We start from the raw sequence: 12,659 nt of genomic DNA on the forward strand, positions 1-12,659 counted from the left end.
TGGGAGGGGAGAGTCTCATAGGTGTAGTCGGCTACGGCGAGGGGTGCAGTTGTCCCGGCAAGTGAATACCGGACGACATTGTCGTTGCGGCCGGCGCAGAGCAAGATTCCCACAGTCGGGGCGTGGATGTCCTTGTTGCGGAGGTTGTCGTCGATCCACGAAACATAGAACCCAAGCTTCCCGACATACTCCGGCTCAAACCTGCCTACCTTCAACTCGACGACGACGAACCTCGCTTGCACCCAGTTGAAGAACAGCAAGTCGATATAGAAATCCTGATCACCGACCTCGAAATGGTACTGACGTCCAACAAAAGCGAACCCATGTCCCAGTTCGAGGAGGAACTGCTCCAGCCGACGCATCAGCGCGGACTCCAGCTCCCGCTCCGCGACACGTTCAGTGATGTCGAGAAAATCGAAGACGTACGGGTCACGCACCAATTGCTGAGCGAGATCGGAATCCTCGGCCGGAAGATGATCCCGAAAATTCGACGGTGCCGCACCAATCCTGCGCCGTAAACCGCTGTTGATCTGATTTTGCAGCACATTGCGCGACCACCCGTGTTCAGCAGCCGTTGATGCATACCAGTCGCGGTCGGACTGGTTATCCAGCTTGTCGAGCAATACCGTCACATGACCCCACGGCAATTGGCCAACAGGTTGTTGGCCAATTGCATCGCGACCCCAGATGCTCGCCATCTGCCGCATGTACTTCAGATTGGTCCGCGACAACCCACGCATGTCGGGAAAGGCCGATCGAAGATCGACGGCGAGCCTGTCGATCACCTTTGAACCCCAGCCCTCGGCCTCTTGACGCTGCACGATCGCGTGCCCTATTTCCCAATACAGGCTGAGCAGTTCGGTGTTGACGATTCGGGTGGCGCGAACTCGCGCTTGCCGAACTTGCGACTTGAGATGATCGAGAAGCTGGGCGTAGTCGGCGGGCAGTTCGGCTGGAGCATTCACCCATCCATCTTTACCCAGCGCTGCTGGGAACGCCCACCGGACATGCCCCCACTGGACACCTCAGCCCGCAGGAACGGCGACTCGGGCGTGGATGCGCGCTAGACGCAGGATCACCCGGCCCTCGCACAGCTCAGATCTTCACAGGGCGCATTGATCGGAGTGAATACGTCCAGCACCATAGCGGCCCTCACCTGAAATCGGGCGCGTCAGGCCTGCCCGCGCGCGGACAGGTACATCGTGTTCCCTGGTAGAGAAAGGTTCTCATGCCGTTCCTAGGTTCGACCATCCACCGTCCGGTATGCATGCTGATGACGGCAACAGTCGTCGCAGCCTCCATCGCTTTGATGTCGCCGGGCATCGCGTCCGCCCAATCAAACGGATGCTCGAAGACTTTCAACCTGTTCATCCCCGGAACCTGGGAAACCGCAGAAGACGCCGATCCCTCGATCCCGGTCGGTATGCTCAAACCGATCGCCCACAGCATCGCGGACACGAACGGTAGCGCGGCACAGGTCCACACTCTGCCGTACATGGCCCGAGCCTTCGACAACGGAAAAACCTACGCAGACAGCAAATCTGATGGTTTGACGAGGGCGAAGGACGTGATCGCCGAGATCGCAACGAAATGCTCCGACACCAAATTCACCATCACCGGCTACTCCCAGGGCGCGGACATCGCAGGTGATCTTGCCTCTGAAATCGGCAACGGCTCCGGCCCCATCAAAGCAGAGCAAGTCCTCGCGGTCGGGCTTCTCGCCGATCCAGGTTCCGGAACGAACGGCGAAGCAGTCATCGGACCGAAGCCGTCAGGAAAGGGGATCGCCGATCCGCGACCGCAGGGCATGGGGAAGCTGTCGGGCCGGGTCGCGTCGATCTGCGATCCGAAAGACCTCTACTGCTCGATCCAAAAAGGTTCGAGCCCGCTGCTCGGATCGCTGGGCTCAGTGCTCACCAAAGCTCCGAGTACTGGACGTGATGGCCAGGTAGGCGACAATTCACACCTGGCCACCGCGCTGGCGTCGGATTTCTCCCAAGCCGACCTTCCCAGCCTCGCCACAGCCACCGGCAATCTGACCAGTGAACTATCGAAGACGGACGGCACAGTCGACCTCAAGAAGGTCGCCTCCAGCGCGACAACTCTGGCGAACACCATCAGCCCGCTCGCGGAACTACTCGGCTCCGGTGCCGCCAATCCTGCGGCGAACGGGCAGCTCGCTGCAGGACCCGTCAGGACAGCCGAGAACAATGCCAGCCAGGTTCTGGACAAGGCCAGCCAATCCGATCTCAGCAGTGCGCTCTCGACAGTGACCGCGATCGCCGACACCGCGAGCAAGCTCGCCAGCAAAGGCTCCACGACGCTGCCGGCCTCATCTCCGGACCTGACCCCCCTATCGACCGCCGCTGGCGCCCTCGACAGCCAGATCGCGCCGCTCACAACGACACCGAGCGACGTCCTAGGATCCGCCTCCGGAGTCCTCTCCTTGCTCAAGCCCACGGTGGTTGTCAACCAAGTTCTAAACGTGGCCACCGGGGTCACTTCCCTGGATATGCCTGCGATTCTGGCGAACCTGAACCTTCTTCCGCAGAAGGTCGCCGCGCTCGACGCGCAGGGTGCCCACAAGATCGCAGGGGACCTCAACAACCAGTTCTCGCCGTTGGTGAAGATGGCCGCCGGCGTCGATCTGAAATGGGTCTCGCAGGTCCTGTCGGCAATCCCGGATCCGTCCGGCTACTCGCAGGTCGCCGCGCTCGTCGCGTCGATCCTGGGAGGCGTCGACATCATCAAGCTTGCAAACCTCGTGGGTCAGGTTCAGGAAATCGCTTGGGCCGCAGTCGAGAAGCTGCTTCCACGGCCAGGGCAGCTTCCGGACGCGCTCGGAGCCGGCGCTGCCATGACTGGCCTCGCCCCGGTCGGACTCGAACTCGCCTCTGTCGCGGTCAACATGCTTTCCGGCAAAGCTACGAAGACTGATCCGACATTGCTCGGCAAGCAGTCGTCGACGGCCGCGACCACCATCACCACTCAGGCACAGAATCTGGACCTGCCAGCACTCGTCGGTTCGTTGACCACGATGGCTAGCTCACAGGGCGCCAACGCCCTTGCCTCGCTGGTAGGGGAGGGGCTCGCCGCGGCGTCCTTCTTCGCATCCGGAGCGCACCAAGATTACAACTTCCTTGTCGTCGACAACGCGGGCCGCAATGCGATCCAGTGGATCTCCGACTGGCTCAATTTGCAGATCGGAGGTGCAGCATGAGCCGATAACGCGTCCACAATCCGGCTTCTCGATGGACGATATGCGAGAGCTGCGAACACCGTGGCCATTTCCCAAGGATGATGCCAGGGCAGTCAAGAAGACCACGAGGAGAAAAGAGATTGACCGCCGTTTCATACCCGCGTAACGAAGGGATACCACGTCGGTCATCGGGTGCAAGCGTGACGGCAAGTGTCATCGCTTGCTGACAACTGCGCAGCCAAACCCTCGGCACCACCTCGCCAGGGCGTGACGAAAACATATTGGCACACAAAGGCCCCGGCGCCTTCGCTGCGGGTGCCACCCCTGCTTTGGTGTCACGGTCGATCTCGCAAAACGATTCTACTGCAACGCAAGTCAAGGAACTGCACCACCGTCATGACCGTCACCGACAAACAGACGAACGATGTCACACGAGAAGCGGTCACCGTCACCGCCGACACCTGTAATCGCCCGGACACGGCCGTCGAACGACTGGCGTCCCTCGCCCCTGTCCGAGGGGCCGGCCAGTTCGTCACCGCCGGAAACTCGTCCCAGCTCTCCGATGGTGCGTCCGCGTGCGTCATGATCGAGGTCAAGGATGCCGAGCAGCTCGGCGTGCAACCACTCGGAATTTTCCGGGGCATGGCGATCGCTGGTTGTGAACCAGACGAGATGGGCATTGGCCCCGTTTATGCAGTACCGAAACTACTTGCGCGGCACAAACTCACCGTTGACGACATTGATCTGTGGGAGCTCAACGAAGCGTTCGCATCACAGGCAATTTACTGTCAACGCCGACTCGGCATACCGTCCGAGCGACTCAACGTCAATGGTGGCGCCATCTCGGTGGGCCATCCCTTCGGAATGACTGGTTCCCGGCTTGCCGGTCACGTACTGCTCGAAGGACGTCGACGTAAGGCTCGGTACGCCGTAGTGACGATGTGCGTCGGCGGTGGAATGGGAGCCGCCGGCCTGTTCGAAATCTGTTTGTAGCCCACCGACCAGCGGAAAGTCGGCCGTGTGGAGCGCCTCGATCAAATGGTGGGCGCTCCATACAAGCTACTACTGAAACCGATCTTCTGTGAGAAGGAATTGAGGAGTCATTCGATGACCGAGCAGATGACCGAGCAACCGGCCGGCCTGTTCGCTCCAGCCGAATCGAGCGCGGCGGCCCACAATGACCGGATCGAAGTAGCACGCAGAGGGGGGATCATCACGATCACGCTCAACCGGCCCCGCGTAAAGAATGCCTTGGATGCTGCGGGGTGGGCTGCACTGGGCGACGCGCTCGAAGCAGTCGCGTCCGATCCCGACGCGCGAGTGCTTATCATCACCGGCGCTGGAGGAGACTTCTGTTCCGGCACCGATCTGGGCGGTAAGAAGGATGAACATCCGACGACGAGTCTTCGGCGTTTGAATCGTGCCGCTTCCGCCCTCATGGAGCTGCCTATTCCCGTCATTGCGCGAGTTGAGGGAGTCGCAGTCGGGGCTGGATGGAACATCGCGTTGTGTTGTGACTTCGTAGTGGCATCCACCACCGCACGCTTCGGTCAAATCTTCGTACATCGGGGTCTGTCACCGGACTTCGGCGGCACGTGGCTGCTGCCTCATCTTGTCGGTATTCAACAAGCCAAACGATTGGCCATGCTTCCCGAGCTCATCGGTGCTGACGAAGCCGTTGAACTCGGGTTGGTAACTTGGGTCGTACCGCCTGAGAAACTTGACTCTCACGTCGATGGCATCGCGCATCGTCTCGCCGCAGGACCTCCGGTAGCGCTCGCACAAACCAAGGCACTAATAAATTCCGGTAGCACCGGTTCGTTCCATTCTGCACTTGTGGCATGACCCCCGTGAAGTGACCCGCAAGTTATGAGAATCCTTCCGCCCTGATCAAGGGCATGAAAGGCTTCATCTCATGGCTGGACGTAAACGGCACACGCCCGAACAGATCATCCGAAAGCTGCGCCGCGGCGACGAACTCGCCGCCACAGGCGCCGACGTCGAGGAAATCGCCCGACAACTCGACGTCTCAGTGCCCACGCTCTACAACTGGCGTAAACAGTACGGCGGCATGAAAGCCGACGACGCCAAAGAGTTCAAGGAACTCAAGAACGAGAACGCCCTGCTCAAGAAGCTCCTCGCCGAAGCCGAGCTCGAAAAGGCTGCCCTCAAGGAGATCGCGAAGGGAAAATTCTGAGCCCGACCGCCAAACGAAACGCTGTCGTCATGCTCCAGGAAACAATGGGGCTCTCGCAGCGATTCGCCTGCAGAATCGTCGGGCAACCGTGATCGACCCAACGGAAAGAGCTTGCGAGAAACACCCCGGACGATCCGGATGCCGATCTGCGGAAGTGGTTGCGGGACTGGGCCAAAGTCAACCAGCGAAAAGGGTTCCGGCGGGCGTGGGCGGACTTGCGTGCCGCGGGCTGGGTGATTAACAAGAAGAAGGTTCAGCGACTCTGGCGCGAAGAAGGACTGCGGGTGAACGTCCGCAAGATACGTAAACGGGCCGGCGCCTCAACTACTCCGATCACCGAGGCAGATGCACCGAAGGTTGTGTGGGCGATCGACTTTCAGTTCGACTCGACCACCGAGGGCCGGAAGTTCAAGATCGCGTCGATGGTCGACGAACACACCCGGCAGTCCGTACTGAACATTGTCGAGCGATCCATCCCGGTAGAGGATCTCGTCGCAGCGTTGAAGAAGGCGTTCGCGCTCTGGGGCGGCCCACCGCAGGTCCTGCGGTGCGACAACGGGCCCGAGTTCATCTCCGAGGCACTGAGGACGTTCTGCGAGGATCAGGTCGGTATCGGCTACGTTCCACCTGGTCAGCCGTGGAAGAACGGGTACATCGAGTCGTTCAACAACCGTGTTCGGGACGAATGCTTGAACATGAACGAATTCCACAGCCTCCTCGAAGCTCGGGTGGTCATCGAGGACTGGAAGGAGGATTACAACAACCGGCACCGTCATTCATCGCTGGCGTATCGAACTCCAAATGAGTACGCTGCCAGCTGTATTCACACGCGTTGATTCTCTGATAGCGAGTGGCTCACCAAATGGGGTCCTACCACTTGCCGCGGAAGGCCGGGCTCAAGTCGTCAACTTCGCGACCGCCGATGCACCAGCCGCGCGTGCAGCCTTCCTTGCAAAAGCGACCCCTGTCTTTACCGGTGAGTGGATTCCGCATTCGATGGCTCCATTCGGTGGGGGACTGCGAAATACGTAACGGTAGTGTTCGGGTTCGTTCATCGCGCCGCTGGTGACGATAGTTTTCGGTTAAGGATTCGGAAGCTGCCAGCGTTTCACCTGTCGGTTTTCCTGGATGGCCGGCTGACCAGCATCAGCACGGTGCGTTAGGTCTGTGAATTCTTGTGAAGCCGGATCATCAGCGCGGCAATGCCTGCGCGCACGGCCGTCGACAGCGTGGGTTCGAGTGCCGGTGCGAATTGTGCGGAGTGGTTCCCTGGCACACGCTCCCCTCTTTCGATTTTTTCGGGGGAGGCGGAACCGTAAAGCCAGTAGACAGAGGGGATTCCGAGTACCTCGCTCAGATGGCCGAAGTCTTCACTGCCGAGAAATGGTGGCGATTCCAGCAGTGCGTCGCTTCCGAACTCAGCACGGAGTGCGTCGACTACGCGCTGCGTTTCGTCGGGGTCGTTCACGCATCGGGGGAACGTGTACATCTCTTCGATTTCTGGGTTTGGCGCACCGGAGGCCTGCGACTCTGCGTTCAGGATTCGTGTGATTGAATGCAGTACGCGGTCACGCACGTTTTGGTCGAGAGCCCGGACGTTGACGGTGAACTCGACTTTTTCGGGAATTATGTTGTCCTTCAGTCCTCCGCGGATTGTTCCGACAGTGACCACGGCCGACTCGCCAGGGCTGACTTCACGAGCAACGATGGTTTGCAGTCGGATGATCATGTGAGAAGCCAGCACAATGGGGTCGATAGAATTCTCGGGCTTCGATGCGTGGCTTCCTCTTCCATGCACAGTAACCTTCCACGCGTCTGCCGTTGCGGCAGCGACCCCCGGCGTGTAGAGGATGGTGCCCGCGCGCGCAGATCCGACGTGCTGTCCATAGATCACTTCGGGCGCAGGGGCGTGGACCCAGAGTCCGTCCTCGACCATGGCGCGCGCACCGGCGGCCGTTTCCTCTCCGGGCTGAAAAACGAATACGATTGTGCCAGACCACATGTCACAATGTGTTGCCATGACTTCGGCGAGTGTGAGGGCGACTGCAGTGTGTGCATCGTGTCCGCAGGCATGCATGACCGGTACCTCTGATCCGTCGGCCATGATGCCGGTTGCGGTGCTTGCATATTCGAGCCCGGTGTCTTCGGCGACTGGCAGTGCATCTATGTCAGCGCGGTAACCGACTACAGGGCCGTTGCCGTTTCGTAAGACTCCGACGACGCCGGTACCCGCGCAGCGGCGGTGTTCGATACCGAGCTTGCTCAGCTCGCTTTCGAATGCCGTTGCAGAACTCGCGTCGACGTTTCCTCTGCGCGTTTTTCCCGATGCCGTGGGAATTTCGAACGCAGGGAGAGAGAATCTACTGCCGTACGGCGACCATCTTTTCAACGCCTTCGGACCGTCGAACTCGCTGGTGTCGAAGGGGACGCCCCGTGTCGCGGAGCTCTCCACGTGGGTCAATGTTCAATGCTCGCGAGATTCGGCCGTCACTGGGCACCGGGCCTTAGAAGACACTTCAGGGCCTAGCTGACCGCATTAACACGCTCGGGATCGATCGTAGTTCCGCGAGGGCGCGAGTTCACCAATAGACGATCGGTGTGACCGGCCAGCGATCGCCGACCGGTCATCGATCCTTGGCAACTTCGAGCACTAACCACCGATTCGTTCGACGCGCCAAGGGGGAATCTCCCGCTGCGGCCTGACCTTGATCGCACGGAATTTGTATCCGTCCTGATCGATGACCGGCTCCCATTCGAAGTCGACTTGCTCGCCGACTTCGAGACCATGGATTCCTCCGTCGATTTTGAAACTGTCGCCCGGCTGAGCATTGATGACTTCGTCGGGGTGTAGGGCGCTGTAGAAGGTCCAACAACCGCCCGGTGTGTCCGCAGATTCGATGACTCCCCAGCCTTCGTCGTCATTCCACGCAGTGACGACGCCGCTTGCGGGGGTGCCGATCCGGGGCGGGATCGTGTCGTCGAGGTTGGTGTTCTCGTGAACGGTCCCGTCTGGATCGATATCCCAAGTCCTGGAGCTGAACGGACCACTGGTTGCACCGTCGTCGTACTGCTGGCCTCGATTGGTCAGCGCAAAGTATGAACCGACGAGGACGACCGCAACTGTTACAGCTGCTGCAGCGACACCTTTGGGACGATTCACAATCTCAATCTCCAACTTGGTGTTCCGTAAACGAAGAAGAGATCTCCTCCGATGACTCGATCGTATGGATAGAACCCGTTCCGACGATGCGAAGTGCGAGTTCTGCGTACCGCTCCGAAAGGATCTCGGCAGTGGGGTAGGTGTTCGGGGAGCATCGGATGCGTCGATGGCGAGTGTGGTGATGGCGGATATCACGGCCTCGGTGTCGATTCTCCGACACGCGCCCAGGTGGAGGGGCGATGTAAATTCCAAATACGGGTTCACTTAGTGAACCGTTAACGGTGCTCTCAGGCACTTCGCGCCTTATCGTCGACCAGGCTGCGCGGTAGCGATGCATCGGGTATGTCGCCGGATTCTCCACTCAGCCCGTACGTACACCTGCTCGTCTAGGAGACATCATGACAGCCGTACACCGTTCTGCTCAGCTCGGTTCGATTTTGCCCATGAAACCAATAGTGGAGCGGACGTCGATGGTGGTGTCCGCGCCGGGTGACTTTCCGTCCGTGTTGAGTAAAACTCGAATGATCCTCGAGGCCTTCAGCAGTGATCAAACTGACCTTTCTCTGACGGAGCTCACTCGGCGGAGCGGAGTGGCGAAGGCGAGCGTGTATCGACTTGCCAACGAACTTGTGGAGTGGGGGTTGCTTGAGAAATTTGGCACGAAATACCGTTTGGGACTTCGATTGTTCGAGCTTGGTCAGCTGGTTCCACGTCAGCGAATTCTTCGTGATGTGGCGTTGCCCTATATGGAGGACCTTCTGCTCGCCACGCAGGAAACTGTGCATTTCGCGGTAGGTGACGGCATTGATGTTCTCTACATCGAGAAGATAGTCGGGCACCGCGGCCTGAACGAACAATCCCGCGTTGCAGGGCGCCTTCCGCTGTACTGCACAGCAACAGGCAAAATGATTTTGGCCTTCTCACCGCAGTCGGTGTTCGATGAAGTCGTGCAGCAAGGTTTCACGGCGAAGACAAACCGAACGACGATGTCTGTGGCTGTATTGCGTCAACAACTCGATCGGATGCGAAAAGATCAACTAGCCGTTGAGATCGAAGAGACCAAGCTCGGCTACATGAGCGTGGCTGTTCCGGTCTTGAGCGGACCGTCGACACTCGCGGGGGCACTGTCGGTTACCGCACCTACTGCCCGTCTCAATGTCAGCCGTACTATCGGTGCCCTTCGGACTGCCGGTGTGGGTATTACCCGAACGCTGCAGGCAATGAAATGCACCCATACGCCGGATGATTCGCGCGAATCCCGGCAAGGTTTGTGTAGCCCGAGGATATGTTCATTCAACAGCTGCGGAAATTAGTCGGACGGATTTCTAGGCTGGTCGTGTTGCCCGGTCCCTGCGCCTCGTGTATCCCACGTGTCCGGTCAAACGGTCCGAATTCGCTGTTCAGTCTGACGCACCACTCCGTTCTCAGTTCTTTGAGCGGTAGCGATTTAGCGAAGTCGAGGTAGCGTGGCATGGTGAAATAGGGCAGATGGTCCGCGGCAACGTTCAACAGTTCGACGGGACGAAGATGCACTGTCGGATGTGACCACCGCGGCAATGATGTCGCCTCGGCGAGGTCTGGCAGATGTGTTGATACGCAGACCTGCGCGAGGGCAGATGTCTTGTGGCTGTTTCGTTTCCAAGAACACGACGTTCTAGCGATATTGTCGATCACATTCGTTGAGGTGATCGACAATATCCAGACCAGTCGTCCGATTGCCGGATAGGACGGTCACAGATGCCGCTATGCGCAGAGGCCGTGGATCGGATCACCCAGATAACCTTGAATGTGTGGGAATGAGGAGTTAGCCCGACGTCCGTCGTACCACAGCACCACCGGACATGACGCGTAACCCCGTCTCTGTCCGTCGCGCGTTTCGAGTAACTTCGACGTTCGCTCCCCTGAAGCACTATAGGCGTGCGAACGTATCAGGGACCGCCGAGTGTATGTCTGTTGAAATGCCAGCTGGTACTCGTTGCGAGCTCGGCGTTGCTCGCTTGATTGGGCTCAAGGAACGACGACTGCCCGACCCGTGAGCATTCCGTCCTGCATGAGACGTAGAGCCGTGGCAATGTCCTCGAGAGGGAACTCCTGGGTTGCGAGAGTCAATTCCCCGGCGACGAGTCGTTCCACGATCCCCGGAATCAGTTCCGCCGTGCGTGCATTCTGCCGCATCATGTTTACCGGCAGGATCTTGACATCACTGAGGAGCCAATTGGGTAGGTCGAGGGTCAGAGATCCGCCTAGGGTGTACCCGATCAACGCTGCGCGGCCGCCAGGATAAACCCGTGGAATTAGTTGTGAGACAACGTCCCCGCCGAGAGTGTCGACAAGGACGTTGGCGATCGGTTCTTGCCCTAGCGTCGCAGCGAGTTCTTCGCCCCGGCCGACGACCGGGCGAACGCCGGTAGGGAGGAGTCCGATCTGATCGGCACGAGGAACGACGCCGATTACTTCGCTTGCTCCAGCTAGCAGAGCGAATTGAGCTGCCATTGAGCCCACGGATCCGGATGCACCCGAAACGATGACTCGTTCGCCTGGTTTCACCTGGGCGACATCATGGACTGCAACGTATCCGGTCGAGGTAGGCAGGCCGAACGTCGCAGCCACTGAGGGCGAGAGACGCGGGTCCACCAGCGTGAGTGCCGTATCTGGAGCTACCATGAATTCTGCCCAACATCCGCTTTTGAACAACCCGATGCCGCCACCGCGAACCAGTACTCGTGTGCCTACCGCGATACTGTCGGACTCGACAACAATTGCTGCGGCGTTGGTGCCTCCAATATGAGGCAGAGTGGGCTTGATATCGAAAGTTCCACTCGCCACTGAAATGTCGAGGTGACCGAGTGCCGCAGCCTCGACTTTTAACAATGATTGGCCAGTCTCCCGGACGGGGATGTCGACGTCGTCGACAGTCGGCGATTGTCCGAACTCGTGTAGCCGTGCGGCGCGCATGGAGGACTCCTTGGGACTTGTTGGTGAAAGAACGGGAAGGAAAGTAGCAAATGTCAGTTGAGAATTGAGTCGGATCGTAATCTCTCGATTGATTCGTCCGTGTATTCGAGGATCGTGCGCAATACGTCGGTGGTGTCAATCGGCGCAGTTCCGTTTCTCCGCGCGCCTTGGGCCTGAAGCTCGCCGGATTGTGGCGTTGATTCCGGCAAGCTGTTCCACCTGCTGCTCGGGGCGGGAAGGTGGAAGAATCTCCGGTCGCCAACCTAGGTCATTATTGGCCCCTGTGTGTCAGTCATGAGATCAATTGTTTGCCCCTGTGTGTCAGTCATGAGATCAATTGTTTGCCAGTGACTTTTCGATCGATTGGTTCCCAGCGGAGTCACGCGGCGTGAGCCAGATCTGGGTGGGAGACAATCGGAACTTCGTCTCCGACCGGAGATCCGTCGAGAGGTGTGTCGGCTGAATTGAGCCGCGACTGCTGCGCGGTAACATCCTCGCAGACGTTGGGCGCCAGCGACTTTTTCCAGCCTGCAAGTGAATTAGTGAAGGGCTGTTCTCCTCGTGGCTGTTCGTATCCCTTTGCTGTGGTTCGACGAGGATGATCTTGTACCCGACTCCGATGAGGATTCGCCCTGCACATCGTGGGAGCGGACTCGAAAATTCGACCACCCGAGCCGATGGTTCGACCACTGCCACTCCATCCGTTCTGAAAATTGTCAAGCGACTGACTCGTTGCCATCTCGGGCCTGTCCGGGGGTGTTCAATGAGCTTAGGTGCCATCGGAAATGTTTGCGACGAGACAGGTCTGCTGACCGGACCGAGCCGCTGTTCGATCAACGACTGTGGTCGTGACTCCGTAGACAACGTGTGGTGTGAGACGGGTTCGGACCGGATCCGGCGAGTCTGGCATTGATAATCCTTTGAGGTGCAGAACGCCTAGAGACTGTCCTGAATCAGTATCAGCGGAGAACCGTAAGTTGGGATCGGGTCCGGACGATAGACCTCATGAGCGGGTCGGCTGAGTGGACCGTCGGCATGGACGGAGCAGTGAGACTGATGCAGTGTGGGTCGCGCTCGGACAAGTAGGTCCGAGCGCGAGATTCGGTTCGACGAAGCGAGGTAGACGGACATGTCCATCAATCAGAATT

At 59.0% G+C, this 12,659-nt stretch carries 7 protein-coding genes and 3 pseudogenes; 6 read left to right on the forward strand and 4 right to left on the reverse strand.

Annotated features, from left to right (window positions below; genetic code table 11):
• Positions 1–965, reverse strand: a 965-nt coding sequence (locus R4P70_RS30640) for a YhcG family protein (RefSeq protein WP_317833458.1), incomplete at its 3' end; no start/stop codon positions are given.
• 302 nt (positions 966–1,267) lie between these two features.
• On the opposite strand from R4P70_RS30640, the gene R4P70_RS30645 reads away from it, so the two are divergent.
• The 4 genes and pseudogenes from R4P70_RS30645 to R4P70_RS30660 all read left to right on the forward strand — a co-directional run bounded on the left by R4P70_RS30645 (position 1,268) and on the right by R4P70_RS30660 (position 6,232).
• Positions 1,268–3,220: a cutinase family protein gene (locus R4P70_RS30645; protein WP_317833503.1), complete on the forward strand. Its 1,953-nt coding sequence runs from the start codon at positions 1,268–1,270 to the stop codon at positions 3,218–3,220.
• Between the two features lie 369 nt (positions 3,221–3,589).
• Positions 3,590–4,192 (forward strand): annotated as a pseudogene (locus R4P70_RS30650) (acetyl-CoA C-acyltransferase); the annotation flags it as partial.
• 114 nt (positions 4,193–4,306) lie between these two features.
• Positions 4,307–5,044 carry an enoyl-CoA hydratase/isomerase family protein gene (locus tag R4P70_RS30655; protein ID WP_317833460.1) on the forward strand — a complete coding sequence of 246 codons (738 nt, stop codon included), beginning with the start codon at positions 4,307–4,309 and terminating at the stop codon, positions 5,042–5,044.
• 70 nt (positions 5,045–5,114) lie between these two features.
• A pseudogene (locus R4P70_RS30660) lies at positions 5,115–6,232 on the forward strand (IS3 family transposase).
• Positions 6,233–6,555: 323 nt separating this feature from the next.
• Here R4P70_RS30660 and R4P70_RS30665 read toward each other — a convergent pair.
• Positions 6,556–7,734 carry an amidohydrolase gene (locus R4P70_RS30665; RefSeq protein WP_317833505.1) on the reverse strand — a complete coding sequence of 393 codons (1,179 nt, stop codon included), beginning with the start codon at positions 7,732–7,734 and terminating at the stop codon, positions 6,556–6,558.
• On the opposite strand from R4P70_RS30665, the pseudogene R4P70_RS30670 reads away from it, so the two are divergent.
• A pseudogene (locus R4P70_RS30670) lies at positions 7,673–7,891 on the forward strand (cytochrome P450); the annotation flags it as partial. The gene R4P70_RS30665 and the pseudogene R4P70_RS30670 overlap by 62 nt on opposite strands.
• 155 nt (positions 7,892–8,046) lie before the next feature.
• On the opposite strand, the gene R4P70_RS30675 reads toward R4P70_RS30670, so the two are convergent.
• Complete coding sequence (locus R4P70_RS30675; RefSeq protein ID WP_317833462.1) at positions 8,047–8,556, reverse strand: hypothetical protein; 510 nt, start codon at positions 8,554–8,556, stop codon at positions 8,047–8,049.
• A gap of 398 nt (positions 8,557–8,954) precedes the next feature.
• Here R4P70_RS30675 and R4P70_RS30680 point away from each other — a divergent pair, with 398 nt between their 5' ends.
• On the forward strand, positions 8,955–9,869 hold the full coding sequence (locus tag R4P70_RS30680; protein ID WP_317833464.1) for an IclR family transcriptional regulator: 915 nt from the start codon (positions 8,955–8,957) through the stop codon (positions 9,867–9,869).
• Between the two features lie 694 nt (positions 9,870–10,563).
• On the opposite strand, the gene R4P70_RS30685 is transcribed toward R4P70_RS30680, so the two are convergent.
• Positions 10,564–11,511: a zinc-binding alcohol dehydrogenase family protein gene (locus R4P70_RS30685; RefSeq protein WP_317833466.1), complete on the reverse strand. Its 948-nt coding sequence runs from the start codon at positions 11,509–11,511 to the stop codon at positions 10,564–10,566.
• Positions 11,512–12,659: the final 1,148 nt, after the last annotated feature.

The organism is Rhodococcus sp. IEGM 1241 (genome assembly GCF_033142365.1).
GTDB classification, from domain to species: Bacteria; Actinomycetota; Actinomycetes; order Mycobacteriales; family Mycobacteriaceae; genus Rhodococcus_F; species Rhodococcus_F erythropolis.

Coding starts and splice junctions, on each gene's coding strand:
- R4P70_RS30645 (WP_317833503.1), top strand. CDS start 1,268: ATGCTGATGACGGCAACAGTCGTCGCAGCCTCCATCGCTTTGATGTCG.
- R4P70_RS30655 (WP_317833460.1), top strand. CDS start 4,307: ATGACCGAGCAGATGACCGAGCAACCGGCCGGCCTGTTCGCTCCAGCC.
- R4P70_RS30680 (WP_317833464.1), top strand. CDS start 8,955: ATGACAGCCGTACACCGTTCTGCTCAGCTCGGTTCGATTTTGCCCATG.
- R4P70_RS30685 (WP_317833466.1), bottom strand. CDS start 11,511: ATGCGCGCCGCACGGCTACACGAGTTCGGACAATCGCCGACTGTCGAC.